The following is an 18,580-nucleotide window of genomic DNA, read 5'->3' as shown; positions in this document are numbered from 1 at the left end:
AATGACTCATTATTGTTTGTTGCGGTGATCATATTCATATGATGTTAGATAAGCTTATAATAGGATGCTCCTAGAACCCCTAGTACACAAGTGTTATAGAAAATTTAGTAAAAAGTACTATCAATTATGCGTAAAATACGTATAAGAAAGAAATGAGACCGCTAGGTACTTCTAGAGATAAATAGCTTTAGTGGTTTCAGCTTTGAAAGGGATTTTATGTCTTTGATGTAAGATCTGGAGTGAAAAGAATGCCAGTGACAGGGAAAATTGCTTTAAGTGCATGAAGGCTGAAAGTAGTTTCCTTGTGAGTTTCAAAAAAGGAGCATTTCCTTTTCTTAACATTGTTCTACCGCTTGTTCTTAGCGCGTAGGTTCCATCCAATCTTTCAATTCCCTTGCCCTAATTGGGTTGATGCGGTAATTGGTCTAACATTCGTCAATTTTTCTAAACTGGCAGTAATTGGGTTGTCTTGCTTGGCCCCAATAGCTGTTCAAAACAGAAGCTTTGATTGAATTGGCAATTGTATCTGTATCCCTGACAGAACGCTTGCTCTTGCTGAATTTTAATGTTCAGTTTATGAATGACATCCTACCTATATCCTATGTAATTTAAAATTTAAAGCCATGAAACGGTCTAAAATTTTAGTTGTGATTGCCACCCTTGCCGCCATTATCTTCGGTTTTCCGTCATTCAGTTATGGACAAATTGTCTTCCCTGAAGTAAAAGTAGGTGCAGTTAATTATAAGTACCTAAGTTCTGTAGATAATAAAGAAGTAGCTGAACCAGTAAGACGTTTACAGCAAGAGGCTGCCGTCTTTGATGTGAAAGATCCTAAATACTTTGAAGACGAATACAACACCTATCTAGTCACATTTGAGCTGCCTGAGGGCAAAATATTAGCGGCCTATGACAGTGAAGGTAAGCTATTGCGCACTGCCGAAAAGTTTAAAAACACCGTCTTGCCAAAAGCAGTTGGACAGTCTGCGTTGCAGAAATATCCCGGTTGGCGCATAGCAGAGGACGTGTACTTAGTAAATTTCCATGATCGGAAAGGTACTACTAAGACTTATAAGCTTTTACTTGAAAAAGGAGACAAGCGCATGAAAGTGAAAATGAATGAAAAGGGTGAAGTAATTTAATAACCAATCCATCCATGTAGTTATGAAAGGCATATACCTACCATATTAGAAAGATGTATGCTTTTTTACCACCTATATAAATCAATAGCGGCTGCCAGTTTTATGAACTGGCAGCCGTTTTTTTACTATGCCGTAAAAGTTAAATGATTCATCGGGTCATACATGTAAAGGATTAATAGTTTAAACCTTTCTATTTAAGCTAAGCCTGTCCACTAAGTTATAGCAATCGCAATGGAGAAGAAGATTCACTTTCCAGCGTTTTTCATTGCCTTGCTATTATTCTGCGCGATCCTATATTTTCCGGTACTGGAGCAGCCCGATGCGCAAAAAGCCTTAGCACTGTTGGTATTTGTAGCCTTGTTATGGATTACGGAGGCTATTCCGCTCTCCCTAACTGCTCTGTTGGTGCCGGTGATAGCGGTATTATTGCAGCTATGTTCTCCTAAAGAGGCATTCAAGGAATTTGCCAACCCGGTGATTTTCTTGTTTATGGGAGGTTTTGTCTTGGCGGGGGCTTTGTCCAGGCACGCTTTAGACAAATTGCTGGCCCAAAAACTTACCAAACTGGCCAAAGGAAATTTTTATAGGTCATCTGTACTCTTAATGCTGGCAACGGCCTTGGTTTCCTGGTGGGTGAGCAATACATCTTGTGCCGCCATAATGCTTCCTTTAGGCTTGGGCATGCTGGTATTGGTAGAAAAGCAGAAAGTGTCACCAGAGTCAAAGTTCTTGATGTTGGGCATTGCCTACTCCGCAAATATTGGAGGCATTACTACCTTGATCGGGAGCCCGCCCAATGCCATTGGAGGGGCTTTGCTCAAGATTTCCTTCTCTGAATGGCTTATGTATGGCGTTCCTGTCTTTCTGTGCACCTTTCCGTTAATGGTCATAGTGCTGACCTTGTATTTTAAGCCAGACAGGACCTTGCGGATGATTGATATGAAGGAACTTCCAGTAAGTAGTAAACCTCTTTATGTTTTGAGTGCCATTTTTAGCGCTGTAGTCCTGCTTTGGTTGCTTGAGGCTAATTTGGCACCTATCTTCCACATTGCAGACAACTTTAGCTCTTTGGTGGCAGTCATCGCTGTTTTCCTGGTGTTTGTGACCGGCACTTTAACGTGGGAGGAAATCCTTAACAGCATTCAATGGGAAGTGCTTTTGCTTTTCGGGGGCGGGCTTACCTTGGGTATGTTGATTGATAAAAGTGGATTGGGTGCGTTAATGGTAGGGCAAGTGTCAGAATTGATCGATTTCATTCCGCTCATCGTGTTTCTTTGGATTATTGTGCTGTTTAGCATTCTGCTAACTGAGTTTATGAGCAATACGGCCAGTGCGGCGCTAATTCTGCCAATTTTGTACACCATGGCCACTCAGATGCAGATCAACCCGATGTTGTTGGTGCTTCCAGCTACCATTGCCGCAACGTATGGTTTTATGATGCCCGTGGGCACGCCCCCCAATGCCTTGGTTTTTTCCTCAGGATATGTGCCGCAGCAGGACATGATGAAAGCAGGACTGGTTTTGAATATCACCTTTTCCATCATTTTGACGGCAATGTTCTATTTTCTATTTAGGTAAGGCTTTAAGAACCAGACTTTAGAGAGAATATCATAAAAAAACGCCTGACTGGATAGTACCCATCAGGCGTTTTTATGAATGTAGACTAAATCTAGTAATCTAATTTGCGGGATTTGCTGCTGTTTTTGCCAGCCATAAAAGCCACAATTCCACCAATCAATAAACCGCCTATCACGGCTTTCTTGATAAGGCCGGCACGGTCGTGTTGTAAATCGGCTTTCATGCCCTTCTCTGCGAAGATGTTAGGCACTTTTCCGTTCTTGAAATCTTCAATGAAGCCTTCCACCACGTTCACGCGGTCTGCCAGCAACAAGGGTAACCAATGCGGGTACACGTTCTCGCTGTATTTAAAGGCCATGCGTCTAATCATACCGCTCAATCCAGAGGGTGGAGTAGACGTTCCAAAAACCGCCGTGAGGTTAGGTCGCTCAATGGATTGCAGAATCTCCACCGTTTCGGCTTGTTGCGTTGGTCGTTTCCAGCTATACCCGCGGTGCTCCTCATTGGTGCGCTTTTTCATGGGGTACGTGGGGTCATTCTTTGGGTCTGCGTCAATGCCCCAGCCATTGATGTGAGAATAATCTCTAGTTGTATTTTCCATAATATGTTATGCTTTAGACATTAGCTCTTGGTGGAATAAGGATTGGTTTTATGCAACCATCCAGTTTCTGAGAGAACATTCGGTACGCCTCAGACACTTCTTCTAACGGAATGCGGTGCGTGATCAAACCTTTAGGGTTTAACCTACCGGCCTGCACGTGCTCAATCAATTTGGGCAACAGTCGTTTCACAGAAGCCTGATTGGCTCTAATGGTCAAGCCCTTGTTCAGCACGTTGCCAATTGGCACTAGGTTATCCGTAGGACCATAAACACCCACAATAGAAACGATACCACCTTTTTTAACCGAGTTGATGGCCCAATGCAAGGCAGTGGCAGAGCCCGCCTGCAAGAGAAGCTTTCTACCGGTAATGGTTTGCAGGGCATTACCAGTGGCCTCAGCCCCAACGGCGTCAATCACCACATCAGCGCCCATCCAATCCGTAGCTTTCTTTATGAATACCACCGGATCGCCTAAGGATTCATAGTTGTAGGCCTCACACTGAGAGTAGTTTTTGGCAAACTCAAGGCGGTACTCTAATTTGTCAATGATCATCACGCGGCCCGCGCCAAATAACCAAGCGCATTTGGCCGCCATAATCCCAATGGGGCCCGCTCCAAATACCACCACTGTGTCGCCTTTTTGAATACCAGCCATCTCGGCGGCTTGATAACCAGTCGGCACTACGTCTGTTAGGAGAACGGCATCATCTGGGTCCATGCCCTCTGGGATGATGGTTGGGCCTACGTTGGCGTAGGGTACGCGCACATACTCTGCCTGTCCGCCGTCATAACCACCCGCCGTATGCGAATAGCCAAAAATGGCGCCCACCGCCGTGGCCATGGAGTTGGATTCATGGCAATTGCCGTACAGTTCCTGTTTACAGAAAGCGCATTCACCACAGGAGATATTGAAGGGCACCAACACGTGGTCACCCACTTTTACTTTGGTCACCTCTGGCCCAACTTCTTCTATGATACCAGTAAACTCATGGCCAAAGGTCATGCCTACGCGGGTATCTGGCACGTTGCCGGTGTAAAGGTGTAAATCTGACCCACAGATACATGAGCGGGTTACCCGAACAATGGCGTCCTGCGGATGCAGGATTTCGGGCATAGGCTTCTCGTCAATCCGGACCCGGAGAGGTCCCCGGTAATTCATAGCTAACATATGTATTCTCCTCTGGTGGCTTTAGTGAAACAAAATGAACTTTGACAAAAACGGGCAAGCCGACGATGATAGGTCAGAAACCGCTGCTATTTGTACTTATCTAATCCTGTAAAGTTTCAAACCAATTTTTAAAGTAAGCTTGGCGCGCTTTAAGAGATGGAGCCTAATCACAAGTGAAAAGATGAACTAGAAATTGAGTTTTAGTATAAATACTGATGCAGAAAACAGGCTTATGGTATAGAAAAGCATACTGGGCTACCGCACGGGAGGGTGCCTGTTATCAAACATTCTATACCTAACTTAGTATAAAAGAAACGGTAGCATCTAGAAATTAGCCTGATAATTGGCCCTTTCTTACTTCTAAAACCCAAATATCTAGATATATGAAAGTTGAAATATGGTCAGATGTGGTTTGTCCCTTCTGTTACATTGGCAAACGTAAATTTGAGAAGGCGCTGGAGCAATTCGGGCCGAAGGATAAAGTAGAAGTGGTTTGGCGAAGCTTCCAGCTGGACCCAGAAATGAAGCATGTGCCCGGCATGAGCGTGCACGAATACTTGGGCAAACGCAAAGGCGGCACCACGGCAGACGGCAAGCGCATGAACGACCAAATGGCCGAGATGGCCAAGGAGGTGGGCCTAACATATGACTTTGACAACGCCGTCATCAACAATACCCTGCTGGCGCACCAGTTGCTACACCTGGCCAAAACCCACCAAAAGCAGGACCAAATGAAAGAGCGCCTGTTTGCCGCCTATTACACCCAAGGTCAAAATATTGGTGACATAGACACGCTAGTTAGATTGGGCGAAGAAATAGGGTTGGATGGCCCAGAAATCAAAGAAGCATTAACCAAACAGACCTACCTACAAGAAGTGCAGGAAGATTTCATTCGGGCACAGCAAGTGGGCGTACGCGGGGTACCTTTTTACGTGTTCAACAACAAATATGCGGTTTCTGGCGCCCAGCCTACCGAGTTGTTCAAAGAAGTATTGGACAAGGTTTGGGAAGAGGAAAAGCCTCCAACCGTTCTAGGCGAGGTGACCGGCGGCACTTGTACCCCAGACGGCGTCTGCGATTAACTAGTATCAACCTTAAAGGCAAAGTATGAAAATAGCAATGGTATTGACCTCGCACAGCGAGTTAGGAAACACCGGCGAGAAAACCGGGTTTTGGATAGAAGAATTTGCAGCCCCCTACTACGTTTTTAAAGAAGCAGGCGCAGATATTACTTTGGCTTCGCCTAAAGGCGGACAGCCTCCCATTGACCCCAAAAGCGACGCCCCTGAAAATCAAACCGAAGCCACTAAACGTTTTAAGCAGGACAAAGAACTACAGCAACTACTGGTCAATACCAGCAAGCTGTCAGATGTACAAGCAGACCAGTTTGATGCCGTCTTCTATCCAGGCGGGCACGGCCCGTTATGGGATTTGCACAGTGATAAAGCTTCTCTTAACCTCATAGAAACCCTCTGGAATAGCAACAAACCGGTAGCCGCCGTGTGCCATGCGCCGGCCGTGTTGCTCAATGCTAAAGATGCCTCTGGCCAAGCGCTGGTGAAGGACAAAAACGTCACTGGTTTCACGAACACCGAAGAAGAAGCAGTGGGCCTAACCCAGGTAGTCCCTTACCTGTTGGAAGATGAGCTGAAGAACAAAGGCGGTAAGTACTCCAAGAAAGAAGACTGGGCCGTGCATGTGGTCAAAGACGGTCTCCTGATTACGGGACAAAACCCAGCCTCCTCAGAAGAAGCCGCCCGTCAATTAATTTCTCTCTTAAAGGAAAATAAGCAAGCCTAAGTTGTAGGGAGCATTGGTGAATAGTCTTCGTTTTTGGCTTACTTTCCAGGAAATAGGCCAAAAACGGAGGCTATTTTCTTGATGGGGACCAGCAGGATTGCTAGGCAAGTAAACGCAACGCAAATTGTTTGTATGCACTTAGAAATGTCTAAGGCCTGAAAGCGAAATGCTCCACGCTCACCCTTAAAGAGGCACCAAAGAAAAGAACAGGAGACGAACAAACGACCCAGACTAAATTGAAGGACGCGTGAACCGTACCGGCATGGTGTTGAAAGCCAGCTTTCTAAACAAAGTATAGATAAGCGCCTATTCCTTCGTCCAGATTTTAAATTAGTCGCTACATATCAATCACATAAAAAGCCCTTTGTTATGACAAAACCTGCAACAGGCTATTCTAACAAAGGGCTTTAGTACTTCTAAGATGGAAGATTAGGTAAGCTTAGTGCTTTTTGCCCTTCTTGCCTTTTCCTTTATTCTTTCCGTTGCCTTGTCCGTTGTGTTTTTTCTTCTGCTGCCCAGGGGCATACGCTTTGGCAGACTTGTCACCGTATACTTTCTTGGCTTGTCCCGGAGGCATGCCTTTGGTAGATGATGTTGAGGAGCCTGGCAGTGGAATAGGGAAGCCGTCTGGATACCGCGAGCTACGCTCAGAGCCTTCTCGTTTTACGCCACCCGGAAAACGGGAAGTGACGCTGCCTGTTTTTCTGCTGCTTGAACACGCCACAGAGGCCACCATCAGGGCCAATAAGAACGTGAGACGAGTAATTGATCTAAGAGTCATGAGTAGGGGTTAAGAATAAGTGACCTATTAAACAGGAAACACTACTGCAAATATAATGCTAAAGCCACTGCCGCTTACAAATTCCTTTTAAACTTAGTTACAAAGCAGTGCCCGTTTTTAGCGTATTTTCCAGAAAATAGGCCAAAAACGGATGCATTTCGCGTTGAAATATTTTTCATCAGAAAGAAAATAATCCAGCAATGGCACTTAATGGTAGATTTGTCGTACAAGCGCGTAATATAGAGTTCGGCTAATGGTTTGTGATCATATTAAGACATTGGCGGGTAGCTGCACGCTAGAATTAATACTGGACCGTTCAAATTATACACGCATTTACGTCTGCTCACCGCCTAGGCCTTTTCCATCCCCATGATACACGCGTACCCTACCAAGATGAGTGCAAGTTTTTCCCTCAAACCCTTAAGAGTGCTTTTTCTATTACTGCTGGGCTTCTGCTTAGTTGGTGTTCACAAAACGCAGGCGCAGGATAGTCTGGAAGTAGACACAGAGAAGCATTTGAATTTTTACCGCATCTGGGGCTTTGTGAAGTATTACCATCCGGCCTCGGCGGAAGGTCGCCTGAAAGCCGATTCCCTGTTTTTTCTGTACCTGCCCAAGGTAGACTCGGCTAAAACAGAGAAGCAGGCCAACGCGGTCTTCAAAGCTATGTTGCAAAGCATTGGACTGCCCGAAGGAGAGAAGATCAAGCCCCAGGAAGACAATCCCAAAGGAGCGTTTTTGTTGAAGAACGTGGAGGATAGCTGGCGGCATAAATCCAAGTACCTGAACAATGATATTAGGAAGCACCTGGAGAAGCTCTTTGAGCGCCGTTATACCGGTGGTAAGCACCATTACACCTATGTGCGTTACAATCCTTATGGCGGTACCGTGCCGCACGAGCTGGAATATGTGCGCAAACCCCATGAGAATCTTAGTTATCCGCTAAGAATGCTGGCCCTGGCCAAGTTCAAGACCTATGTAGATTACCTTTATCCATACAAGTACCTCATGGATGTGCCTTGGGACGATGTCATCCTGCAGGCCATCCCCCTGTTTGCCAAATGCGACAGCCGCCAGGAGTATGAGCGGTTGCTGCTGACCGTGAATGCGCGGCTAGATGACACGCAGGCTTTCTCGTTTTTCAGGCAATTGCACCACCGCGAAAAGCTGTTCAAAAACCATTACTTTCCGCCATTTGACTACCGCATAGCTGAAAAGAAAATCATTGTAACTGCTATCATTGACCCCGTGCTTTGCCGCCAATCCAACATTAAGCGGGGTGATGTGATTGAGGCCCTGGACAGCGTAGCCATTGAGGAATGGGTGAGCGCGCTTAAGTCTGTCTTGGCCGTATCTAACAACCAAGCCTTATGGGCTAGGGTAGGAGAGTGGGGTGATAACCTGTTGTTCCGGTCAGAGGATGACAAAATGCAGGTGCGCCTGACCCGCGGCGAAGAGCAGGTTTCCACCACCCTCAGGCTCATGAACCCCAGTACGCCCGCCAAAGCCAAATTGATAGACATCTTCTTCAAAAAAGAGCATACCACCACGGCCAAGAAGAGCAAGAATCTGGCGTATGCTGCCAAGGGCATTGTGCACTTTAAGATTGATGACACGTATAGGTTTATCAATGATGAGACGCCAGAAGAAGACGCCGTTCTCATGGACTCGTTGCTCAACAAAGCCTCCAGGGCCAAGGGAATAATTTTTGACATGCGCGGCGAGCCAGACAATAGTGACTTTGTGTACCAGTACCTGTATAAGAAGTTCGGGAAGAAGAACCACTACTTTGCGCGCTACTACCAGTTAAACCCATACCAGTTGGGCACCTACCGCTTGCTCACCCAGCCCGAAGTCTATTTCCCGGCTACCCTTACCCCAGAAGAGGCCGTCTACAATGGCAAAGTGATTATACTGGTGAACGGCCGCACGCACAGCATTGGGGAATGGAACATCATGAGCCTGCAGCGTCTCTTCCCCAACAGCATCACCTTGGGAGAACAGACCGCCGGCGCCGACGGGGATGTGAAGAAGTTTCCGTTACCCGGCGGCTATGAAGCCACCTTCTCTGGCAATGCCATCTACTATCCCAACAATACGGCCACCCAGCGCCAAGGCATTAAACTAAACGTACCCGCGCAACCCACCTTAAAAGGCGTACTAGCCAACAAAGACGAATTATTGCAGAAGGCCATTGCCTTGATCAAAGGGGAAGAGCAAGCAGCAGAAACCGAAGAGTAGGCGTAATTAGCTCAGAATCCATAAAGCCGTTTTTGGCCTGTTTTTGAGAATCCAGGCCAAAAACGGCTTTATACGTTATACTAATTTATTCCTTCTTTAATCTTTTGGCTGAATAAGTGAATTACCTGATTTGCTTTGGAATAGCTTTGGATCATCCTTAGGGACTTACCATCTGGCCAAAGAGCTTTACCTTTACTTACCTTAACCGTCTAACCTTATGCAAAGAGAAGCATTCACCGCCCGCGGTGCCGTATCTGTAGGACCTTATTCGCATGCGGTGGCCACCTCAGACCTTCTTTATCTTTCCGGGCAAACACCTATAGCGGCAGAGACCGGTAAATTGATTGAAGGAGACATCAGCGCGCAGACTGAGCAGTGTTTCAAAAACCTGTTCAATGTGCTGGCTGCGGCAGGCTTGACCCCCAATCATGTGGTCAAAGTCAATGTGTTTTTGACGGACATGGCCCATTTTGAGGCCATGAACACAGTGTACGCCCAGCAGTTTTCAGCCCCATATCCGGCGCGCACTACCATTGGCGTGGCGTCTCTGCCGTTGGGTGCCCAGGTTGAATTAGAAATGATTGCCAGAAGAAGCAAGCTACAGGATTTGCTGCCAGTTGCAGGCAGGATAACCATTCAAAAACAAAACTTATCCGCCGGACTTTCATTTCCAGATTATCATTGAAGACAAATAACGTACCTCATGCTTCCTAAAAAGAAAATCCATCCCGAAGAGAAGTTTGAGTTGCATCCCAGAAACAAGCACCGGGCCCGGTATGATTTTAAAAAACTCATCAAAACCAACCCTGAATTGGAGCGCTATGTGCGGTTGAACGAGTACAAAGACGCTTCTATAGATTTCTTTAATCCGGCTGCGGTCAAGGCCCTGAACAAGGCCTTACTCCAACACTTTTACAAACTAGCCTTTTGGGACATACCTGAAGGATATCTATGCCCGCCCATTCCGGGAAGAGCAGACTACCTCCATCACATGGCAGACCTGCTAGCCGAAAGCGCCGCACGTGTTGGTCTAAACCAAAAAATCCCCAAAGGAGATAAAATTACGTGTTTGGATGTGGGCGTGGGCGCCAATTGCGTGTACCCTATCATTGGGCATCAAGAATATGGATGGGGGTTTATAGGCGCAGACATTGACCCGGTATCCCTTTCCTCTGCCCAAAAGATTGTAGCGCAGAACCCAGCCTTAAAAGGGCATGTAGAAATCAGGCGCCAACCCAACCCAAAGGATATTTTCAAAGGCATACTACCCCCAGGGGAATATGTGGATGTGACTGTCTGTAACCCGCCATTCCATGCATCGGCGGCAGAAGCGCAGGCGGGGTCTAAGCGCAAGGTGAGCAACTTGAAACAGCAGCGGGTCTCTAAAGCAGTCCTTAATTTTGGAGGACAGAGCAATGAGCTGTGGTGCGCGGGCGGCGAACCTGCTTTTATTGACAACATGGTCCGTCAGAGCAAGGAGTTTTCCTCTTCCTGTTTTTGGTTTTCTACCTTGGTTTCTAAGCAGGCTAATGTTGCCAGGGTGCATAAAGCGCTACAAGCGGCAGGTGCCTTAGAAGTGAAGACCATTCCTATGAGCCAGGGGAACAAAGCCAGCAGGGTCATTGCCTGGACCTTTTTAACCCCAGCCCAACAAAAAAACTGGATAGAAACCAGATGGAAGTAGAGATTATTATCCTTTGCTAATTTGCTAGGCGATCGCAAGAATCAAACATGCTCTAGGATGGTAAAGCCTAGTTGTAATTCGCTTTTCCCTACTTGTCTGTCAGTTCAATCCATACAGGGGCGTGGTCGCTTGATTTTTCCCAACCCCGGGTATCACGGTCCACGCCGGCGGCTTTCAGTCTGTCTTTTAAATCGGGGCTCAGCAGGAAATGGTCAATGCGAAGCCCGGCGTTTCTGGCAAAAGCATTCCTGAAGTAATCAAAATAGGTATAGATGGTTTCTGTTGGGTGCAAGTACCTAATAGCATCTGTCCAGCCCTGTGCCAGCAACTCTTGAAAAGCGGCCCGGGTCTCTGGTCTAAACAAGGCATCTTCAACCCAGCGCTCAGGTTTGTAGGCGTCTACTTCTGTAGGAATCACGTTGTAGTCGCCGGTTAACACTACGGGTTCTTTTGAGGCCAGAAGAGTGGCGGCGTGCTTGGTAAAATGCTCCATCCAGCGCAACTTGTAGTCAAACTTTGGGCCGGGGGCGGGGTTGCCGTTGGGTAAATACAGACAGGCAATGATGACGCCATTTACCTTCGCTTCTATGTACCGGCTTTGGTCATCCTCATCGTTGCCAGGTAGGCCTTTACGCAGTTCTTCTGGTTTGCCAATCTTAGATAGAATGGCCACTCCGTTCCAGCTTTTTTGTCCGTGCCAGATGGCTTCATACCCAGCATCCTGAATAGCCTGTAAGGGAAACTTTTCTTCGGGTGCTTTAAGCTCCTGCAAGCAGGCCACATCTGGTGCAGTTTCTTGCAACCATCGCAACAAGACGGGCAGGCGGGCACTGATTCCATTCACATTATAGGTAGCAATCTTCATGGCAAGACGTTGGGGTTATGGCAGCTTTTGCAATTTAAAAGAGGCCGTTTCTGAAAACTGTTTTACCATACGCACACCCGTGAAAATGGATAGGCAAGTGAACCCTATTCCATCAAAAAGAAGGCAGGATAAAATAATTACGAGACTATTCTCTAATAACGATACCTTGAAGAAAGACAGCCAAAATTGTTTACATTCGTTTAAGGCCTTACTGTAAGGCAATTAGAAAGCCCAACCAACTATAGAAACTATGAAAAGCAAAATGATGGCCTTGGCCACGTTAAGTGTACTGGCCTTTGGCTGCACTGAGAAGACCGAGAAAAAGGTGAACACCACAGAAACCACCGTCACAGACCAGGCCACCACGGTGGTAGATTCTACCAAAGTGGAAACCACCACCACCGAAATTGAAACCGCCACTGAGGAAGTAGACTCTTTGTTAAACGATTTGTAACCAAGCAACCCTATGAAAACGAACCAAAAAGTAATACTGGGTTTGGCCCTAGGTGCCTGCCTTACAGCGTTTGCTCCGTTTGTTTCTTCTGCCCAGCAGGGGAAAGGCCAGAATAAGAAAGAAGCCAACCAAGGCCATGACGACCAGGACAAGAACTTGAAACAAAAAGGCAAGTCTGACCAAGCCAAGGAGAAAGGCCGCGGTAACAATGCTAATTCCCTTAAAAACAATGGCAATCAAAACAGGGACAAGGCAGGTAACAACAACAACAACAACAACAACCAAAATCGCGACAAGGACAAAGTAGCCCAGGACAACGAAGGCAACGCTTACGGTAAAGACAAAGGCGATTTGTCTGGACGGGAGTTTGGGCAGCAGCGTGCCACGCAAGCCAGACTGACCGGCGAGCAGCGCAGAGAACGCTTGGACAATTCTGTAGTGGAAGGCGATAAGAAAGTTAAGGACGCCAGAACCAAAATAGCCAAAGCCAGAGAGGCCCTTGAAAAAGACCGTTCAGGCAAAAAGCTGACAGATGCGCAGTACAATGAGAAGAAGGCCCGGATTGAACGCACTGAGCGTGCCGTGCAGGTCTTGGAAGAAAAGATAAACGAAGGCAGAGCTTTGGGCGCGTTGCAAGACTAAACCCTTTCAACTACTACAAGAAAGCACAATTGCTTCCATCTACTCCCGCAGCAGCCACATTGATTCTTGTGGCTGCTGCGGGAGTTTTGCGTTTACCATTAATTGTTTAGTAATATCTTAAGCGAAAGGTGAAGCAGCCGGTATATCTTCTTGCTCATATCTACAACAAGATTTTATTTTCTAATCATCTAAAAACATGATTCTTAAAAGCCAAAATTGGATCCTTCTCGTTTAAGTAAGCATGGAAAAACAGCAATGGCCAGAACTGTCTTATGAAGAAGCCAAGGACACCTACCAGACGCTTCACCTTTGGTGCCAGATAGTGGGTAAAATCAAACTGGGGCAGCTGCCTTGGGTAAACCATTCCTGGCACGTGACCCTGCAATTGACCCCTTCGGGTTTTACCACCGGCGACCTGCCCGCAGGCAAAAAGCATTTTCAGATTAACTTTGATTTTAGGGTGCACCAAGTCCAAGTGGTGACCAGTTTGGGAGAACAGCGGGCTTTTGACCTGGCCAACCTGTCTGTGGCTGGTTTCTATGCACTGCTAATGAGCACCTTAGAAGAAGTAGGCATTCCCATCCAGATCAACACCACGCCCAATGAACTAGAAAATGCCATTCCGTTCCCAGAGGATAATATACATGCCACCTATAACCCAGCCCAAACCACACAGTTGCACGCGGCTTTCTTGCTGGCCCAAGAGATTTTAGCAAAATTCAGGGCTGAATTTACCGGCAAATGCAGTCCCGTACATTTGTTCTGGGGAAGTTTTGATTTGGCGGTCACGCGCTTTTCTGGGAAACCGGCGCCAAAGCATCCCGGCGGCGTTCCTAACCTGCCTGACTGGGTGGCCCAAGAGGCGTACTCCCAAGAGGTAAGCAGTTGCGGCTTCTGGCCAGGCAATGAGTCGCTGCCTTTGCCAGCCTTTTACAGCTACCATTACCCAGAGCCAGAGGGTTATAAAACGGCTTCGGTGCAGCCCCAGGAAGCTTATTACCATCCTACCTTAGGTGAATACATTTTGCCCTACCAAGCAGTGCAACAAGCCGAAGACCCAGAACAAATGGTCTGGGACTTTCTGCAAAGCACCTACCGCGCTGGCGCAAAATTGGCCAACTGGGACCGGAAGAATCTGGAACGAGATGAGTCTCTGCTTCCTAAAAAAGTAACTACCAAAGCTTAGAATTACAGATACTTGCATTGCGCTAGCCTTCTTCCATTATCTAATCCACCATTAAAAGCATAAAACACCTATGGGAATTTTCTCCGCAATTTTGGGCAACGCCGGTGCTGTGTCCAAAGAGAATCTGTTAAAGGACTATGGTAAACTTTTAACCCCAGACGAGGACATTGAGCTGGGCTTTAAACTGCTCAGGGATACGTTTGTTTTTACTACCAAACGCCTTATCCTGGTAGACCACCAAGGTCTTACCGGCAGTAAAGTAGAATACCTCTCCATTTCCTATAAAAGCATTTCAAGGTTCAGCGTGGAGACCTCGGGGACGTTTGAGCTGGACGCGGAACTCAAAATCTGGATTTCCAGCGAAGCCAATCCCAGCATCAGGAAGAAGTTTAACAAGAGCGTGAACGTCTATGACGTGCAGAATGTCCTGGCGCACCATGTTTTATAATAAGCGTCACCACTCATCCTCCTTTAAAACAAATGCCGTTTTTGACCTGTTTTCATAGAAATAGGCCAAAAACAGACTAAATCTGCGTTGGTATCTTTCAGGATACGCCCCAAAAGCAACGCCTTTTACCATTCTGCAGTAGTATTGTACAGGAAAACACACGTCATGGAAAACGAAGAAAAGAAATACAACGACCTCACCCCCGAAGAAGAATACGTCATCTTGCGCAAAGGAACGGAACGCCCGTTTACGGGCAAGCTTTACCACGTCAAGGAGCCAGGTACCTATGTCTGCCGAAGATGCAACGCGCCTTTGTACCGCTCAGAGGACAAGTTTGATGCGCATTGCGGCTGGCCCAGCTTTGATGATGAGATACCCGGTGCCGTTACCCGCGTCCCAGACGCCGACGGCAGCCGCACTGAGATTGTTTGCTCCAACTGCGGTGGTCACTTGGGCCACGTCTTTTTAGGAGAGCGCTTCACTGCCAAAAACACCCGCCACTGCGTCAATTCCATCTCCATGGCTTTTGTGCCAGAGAAGAAGGAAGTCTAAAATTGAAAAATTCATCAAAATCACAAAAGCCCCTGGTAAGTATTTGCCAGGGGCTTTTGTGATTTGGCAAGCACTCGTATCAATTCCCTTCTAGGGTATTTATTACCTGGTGGCTTCTAACATTAACGATGGCCAAATTACTCATATACTATGTTTGAGAACCGCATAATAGACTGGGAAAAGCAAGGAAAAGAGCGAGGTATTTATGTGTGCAGTTCTTGCGGTGAAACCCTGTTTTCTGCTGCGCAGAAGTTTGACTCCAAGACAGGGTTTCCTAGCTTCTGGGGACACTTAGAAGATCACGTCCAGCAAAAACTACTTCAAACATATGACCGCGAACGAATTCAATTGCTTTGTCATAGGTGCGGCCAGCACCTGGGCCATTTATTCCCGGACCTCAGAACGCAAAGCCAAGTGAGGTACTGTATCAATGGTGAAGCCATTCAGTTTATGCCTATTGAAACTTTAAAAGTAAAAACTTCAATGGATGAGAATTAATAATCTTTGTTTTTAGGCTGTTTTGGTGGAAATAGGTCAAAAGTAGAGTGTGAGTTTAATATAAATTTCATTGAATATTTGGATTTGAGGAAAGTGTCAATACTTTTGTAGTGTACTAGGTAAGTAATACACTTAATGTTTAGGCATGATACATATAGAAAACCTCAGTTTTGGATATAAGAAAGACAAGCTGCTCTTTCATAACCTCAACCTGATTCTCTCCCGAGGCCATATCTATGGTCTCTTAGGCAAGAATGGGGCGGGAAAATCCTCTCTCCTTAAAAACATGGTCGGGTTAGCCTTTCCCCAACAAGGAACCTGTCTGGTGCAAGGTTATACCTCTTCTGACCGGCTGCCTTCTATGCTAGAAAACGTGTTTTTTCTGCCAGAGGAGTTTCATGTCCCATCGCTGAGCACCAAGAAGTACGTGCATTACACAGCTCCTTTCTACCCAAGCTTTGATTATGATGCTTTCTATTCTTACTTAAAGGAGTTTGAAGTGCCTTCAGAAGCCGTCTTGAGTGATTTGTCTTTTGGACAGCAGAAGAAAATGATGATCGCCTTCGGGTTGGCGGCAAATACAGATTTGCTAGTGTTAGATGAGCCTACCAACGGATTGGATATTCCTTCTAAAGTACAGTTCAGAAAGTTGATTGCGGGAGCGCTCACCTTAGAAAGATGCATTGTCATTTCCACCCACCAGGTGCGGGATCTGGACAGTCTCATAGACACCGTGGTCATCCTGCATGACCGTGAGGTGGTGGTGAACCAGGAGATGGATACCATAGCCGAGAAGCTTCTCTTCACCACCGTGCCCACCAGCCAAGGAGTACAGGTGCTCTATGCCGAAGAATCTGTCAGGGGGATTACCGCTATTCTTCCTAACCCAGAAGGCGCTTACAGCAGAGTGGACTTGGAACTGCTTTTCAATGGCATCATTTCCGGTAATAAAGAAATCACACAAATTTTAAACACGTCGCACTATGCACCAACTATTTAGTTTCAGACGCTTCGGGTTGCTGTTTAGGAAGCATACCGCTGAGCATTACAAGTATTACCTCATGGCCACGCTGGTATTGGTTGGCCTGCTCTTTCTGATTTTGGCATTTTTTGCTAAAACAGTGTCAAGTGCCCCATTAGGTATAAAAGAACAGGAAGGTATTTTTATTTTAACGCTCTTATTTAGCGGTGCCGCCTTTACCAGTACAATTTTTAGTGATTTAGGAGACGGTAAAAAAGCCAGTGGTGCATTGACGTTGCCAGCATCACACGTAGAAAAGTATCTTGTAAATTGGGTCTACTCTTACCTTCTTTTTCAATTGGTTTTTGTAGGGGCGTTTTACTTAGCCCTGTTAATAGTTGGTTTCTCGCAAGAGTATAAAGAAGGGCATGTGTTTGAGGCTATGAGCCTTTCTAATTCCTTTGATTTTAAAAGTGCTAAAAGTGATTTAACAGCCGCCTGGATACTGTATGCCTTTTGGCATGCCATCATGCTTTGGGGGGCCATTACCTTTAAGAAGTGGCATTTTATTAAAACCGGGATGGCCTTCATACTATTTATAATTCTACTGGCCTTCTTAAACTACTTCATACTGGATACCTTATTAGGCTCCTTCGGCCATATTGTTACTTATTTCCCCTTCTCTAATGTCCTCATAGAAGATGGTACAGACTTGGGATTAAATGTGAGATCAGGTAAAGAATGGCGATATTTCCCTTTTTTGGTATTACTGTGCATGGCTAGTTTCTTCTGGGTCATTTCTTATTTCAAACTCAAGGAAAAGCAAATCTGAGGAGCGCGCTATGGAATTTAAAAACAACGAAGCCATTTACCTGCAGATTGCCGCGTACGTGAGTGAGCATATTCTGGTGGGGAAATGGCTGCCAGACCAGAAAATACCCAGCGTGCGAGACTTGGCCATAGAACTGCAGGTGAACCCCAATACCGTCATGCGCACCTATGAGCATTTGCAGAATCGTGAGGTCATTTACAACAAGCGCGGCATTGGATTCTTTGTAGCCCCAGAGGGAGTAGCCAAGGTGAAAGAGCAGCGCCGCGAACGCTTCCTGCAGCAAGAAATGCCTGAGTTCTTCCGGACCATTTTCCTGCTGGGTATTGGCCTGGAAGAATTGCAGGAACGCTACCAACAATTTACCAAAGAACAGACAGAAACTAACCCTAAAACCGTATGAAAACCAGTAATAAGCTTTTTATAGCGGCCATGACCACGCTGATTCTTTTATTGGTCATCTATGATTTTGGGCTCAAGGCAGAATACGTAAAGGGTTCGGCTGTTTACACGGGCAATGATAAAATCCTTTTAGACCACAAAGACTTTGACCGTGTGAGGGTGAACAGCGCAGGCGTCATTAGTGTATTCATTGTTCCCGGAATGCACAGAATAGAGGTGTTAAAAGAATCTGCCATGGATGTAAAGATTACCCAGACAGGTAAACTCCTCACCGTTGATATGAATATTCCTGTAGATATTGACTATTACGGCAACCGAAAGGCAGTTTTCATTTACATGCCCAATCTGAAGGAATTGAGCACAGACGCCCAATACACAGTAAAGAGGGTACACCAATTAAGAAGAAGAGTAAAGGATACTGAAGAATTAGGAGTAAAAGTGCAAGGTTTCACGAAAAACTTTTCTTTAGACAGCCTAACAGTTGTACAAGACAATGGCAGCACGGTAAAGCTGATAGGTAACAAGATAGGCTACCTGAAAACTGTCTCTGGAATGAGTACTGGAAGTAAATCTGCCTTGAACATCAAGGAAGGTAATCAAATACAGGCGGCTCACTTTGAGGTGCGCGGAAGTAGTTTGCTTAGCTTAGAAAATGTAGCCATTCCAATCCTCCGGATTAAAGCCTCTGATAGTGCGCAAATAGCGTTGACAGGTGCATCCTCCCTGTCGCTACTTAAGAAATAGACGCATC

The 18,580-nt window shown here is 46.2% G+C and carries 21 protein-coding genes; 17 read left to right on the top strand and 4 right to left on the bottom strand.

Features of this window, described 5'->3' with window-relative positions:
* Positions 1-623 precede the first annotated feature (623 nt).
* The gene (locus TH61_RS16950; protein ID WP_066511941.1) at positions 624-1,139 is read left to right on the top strand and encodes a nicotinate-nucleotide adenylyltransferase; all 516 of its coding nucleotides are present in this window, start codon (positions 624-626) and stop codon (positions 1,137-1,139) included.
* Positions 1,140-1,370: 231 nt separating this feature from the next.
* Positions 1,371-2,717: a DASS family sodium-coupled anion symporter gene (locus TH61_RS16945; protein ID WP_066511939.1), complete on the top strand. Its 1,347-nt coding sequence runs from the start codon at positions 1,371-1,373 to the stop codon at positions 2,715-2,717.
* A gap of 91 nt (positions 2,718-2,808) precedes the next feature.
* Here the strand turns inward: TH61_RS16945 and TH61_RS16940 are convergent, their stop codons facing one another.
* Both TH61_RS16940 and TH61_RS16935 read right to left on the bottom strand, forming a co-directional pair.
* Entirely contained in the window at positions 2,809-3,318 is a 510-nt protein-coding gene (locus TH61_RS16940) for a hypothetical protein (protein ID WP_066511937.1), read from the bottom strand.
* Positions 3,319-3,331: 13 nt separating this feature from the next.
* A complete protein-coding gene (locus tag TH61_RS16935; protein ID WP_066511932.1) occupies positions 3,332-4,486 on the bottom strand; it encodes a zinc-dependent alcohol dehydrogenase in 1,155 nt (384 codons plus the stop codon).
* A gap of 383 nt (positions 4,487-4,869) precedes the next feature.
* Between TH61_RS16935 and TH61_RS16930 the strand changes: the two genes are divergently transcribed.
* Positions 4,870-5,568: a DsbA family protein gene (locus TH61_RS16930; RefSeq protein WP_066511929.1), complete on the top strand. Its 699-nt coding sequence runs from the start codon at positions 4,870-4,872 to the stop codon at positions 5,566-5,568.
* A 25-nt stretch (positions 5,569-5,593) separates the two neighbouring features.
* Positions 5,594-6,286: a type 1 glutamine amidotransferase domain-containing protein gene (locus TH61_RS16925; protein WP_066511928.1), complete on the top strand. Its 693-nt coding sequence runs from the start codon at positions 5,594-5,596 to the stop codon at positions 6,284-6,286.
* 439 nt (positions 6,287-6,725) lie between these two features.
* Here the strand turns inward: TH61_RS16925 and TH61_RS16920 are convergent, their stop codons facing one another.
* Positions 6,726-7,067: a hypothetical protein gene (locus TH61_RS16920; protein WP_157600747.1), complete on the bottom strand. Its 342-nt coding sequence runs from the start codon at positions 7,065-7,067 to the stop codon at positions 6,726-6,728.
* A gap of 369 nt (positions 7,068-7,436) precedes the next feature.
* Between TH61_RS16920 and TH61_RS16915 the strand changes: the two genes are divergently transcribed.
* From TH61_RS16915 to rlmF, 3 genes are all read left to right on the top strand, one after another.
* Positions 7,437-9,308, top strand: coding sequence for a S41 family peptidase (locus TH61_RS16915; protein WP_082780416.1), 1,872 nt, complete (start codon positions 7,437-7,439; stop codon positions 9,306-9,308).
* A 217-nt stretch (positions 9,309-9,525) separates the two neighbouring features.
* Entirely contained in the window at positions 9,526-9,993 is a 468-nt protein-coding gene (locus tag TH61_RS16910) for a RidA family protein (RefSeq protein ID WP_082780415.1), read from the top strand.
* An 18-nt stretch (positions 9,994-10,011) separates the two neighbouring features.
* Positions 10,012-10,992 (top strand): 23S rRNA (adenine(1618)-N(6))-methyltransferase RlmF, encoded by a 981-nt coding sequence (gene rlmF, locus TH61_RS16905; RefSeq protein ID WP_066511921.1) that lies wholly within the window; start codon positions 10,012-10,014, stop codon positions 10,990-10,992.
* 88 nt (positions 10,993-11,080) lie between these two features.
* Here the strand turns inward: rlmF and xth are convergent, their stop codons facing one another.
* Positions 11,081-11,857, bottom strand: coding sequence for an exodeoxyribonuclease III (gene xth, locus TH61_RS16900; protein ID WP_066511920.1), 777 nt, complete (start codon positions 11,855-11,857; stop codon positions 11,081-11,083).
* A gap of 250 nt (positions 11,858-12,107) precedes the next feature.
* On the opposite strand from xth, the gene TH61_RS16895 reads away from it, so the two are divergent.
* The 10 genes from TH61_RS16895 (at position 12,108) to TH61_RS16850 (ending at position 18,573) form a co-directional block, all read left to right on the top strand.
* Positions 12,108-12,311 (top strand): hypothetical protein, encoded by a 204-nt coding sequence (locus TH61_RS16895; RefSeq protein ID WP_066511918.1) that lies wholly within the window; start codon positions 12,108-12,110, stop codon positions 12,309-12,311.
* Between the two features lie 12 nt (positions 12,312-12,323).
* Entirely contained in the window at positions 12,324-12,953 is a 630-nt protein-coding gene (locus TH61_RS16890) for a hypothetical protein (RefSeq protein ID WP_066511915.1), read from the top strand.
* A gap of 241 nt (positions 12,954-13,194) precedes the next feature.
* Positions 13,195-14,139 carry a DUF5996 family protein gene (locus tag TH61_RS18405; protein ID WP_066511912.1) on the top strand — a complete coding sequence of 315 codons (945 nt, stop codon included), beginning with the start codon at positions 13,195-13,197 and terminating at the stop codon, positions 14,137-14,139.
* Between the two features lie 70 nt (positions 14,140-14,209).
* On the top strand, positions 14,210-14,587 hold the full coding sequence (locus tag TH61_RS16880; protein ID WP_066511910.1) for a PH domain-containing protein: 378 nt from the start codon (positions 14,210-14,212) through the stop codon (positions 14,585-14,587).
* Positions 14,588-14,752: 165 nt separating this feature from the next.
* On the top strand, positions 14,753-15,139 hold the full coding sequence (locus TH61_RS16875; protein ID WP_082780414.1) for a methionine-R-sulfoxide reductase: 387 nt from the start codon (positions 14,753-14,755) through the stop codon (positions 15,137-15,139).
* Between the two features lie 150 nt (positions 15,140-15,289).
* Complete coding sequence (locus tag TH61_RS16870; RefSeq protein ID WP_066511908.1) at positions 15,290-15,637, top strand: peptide-methionine (R)-S-oxide reductase; 348 nt, start codon at positions 15,290-15,292, stop codon at positions 15,635-15,637.
* A 145-nt stretch (positions 15,638-15,782) separates the two neighbouring features.
* The gene (locus TH61_RS16865; RefSeq protein WP_066511905.1) at positions 15,783-16,637 is read left to right on the top strand and encodes an ATP-binding cassette domain-containing protein; all 855 of its coding nucleotides are present in this window, start codon (positions 15,783-15,785) and stop codon (positions 16,635-16,637) included.
* Positions 16,638-16,698: 61 nt separating this feature from the next.
* On the top strand, positions 16,699-17,430 hold the full coding sequence (locus tag TH61_RS16860) for a hypothetical protein (RefSeq protein ID WP_197464062.1): 732 nt from the start codon (positions 16,699-16,701) through the stop codon (positions 17,428-17,430).
* Positions 17,431-17,440: 10 nt separating this feature from the next.
* A complete protein-coding gene (locus tag TH61_RS16855; protein ID WP_066511900.1) occupies positions 17,441-17,830 on the top strand; it encodes a GntR family transcriptional regulator in 390 nt (129 codons plus the stop codon).
* Positions 17,827-18,573: a hypothetical protein gene (locus TH61_RS16850; protein ID WP_066511898.1), complete on the top strand. Its 747-nt coding sequence runs from the start codon at positions 17,827-17,829 to the stop codon at positions 18,571-18,573. Before TH61_RS16855 ends, TH61_RS16850 begins: the two co-directional genes overlap by 4 nt.
* Positions 18,574-18,580: the final 7 nt, after the last annotated feature.

The sequence above is a fragment of the Rufibacter sp. DG15C genome (genome assembly GCF_001577755.1).
Lineage (GTDB): Bacteria > Bacteroidota > Bacteroidia > Cytophagales > Hymenobacteraceae > Nibribacter.
The sequence above is the reverse complement of the archived record's forward strand: the minus strand, read 5'-3'. Positions and strand labels throughout refer to the sequence as shown.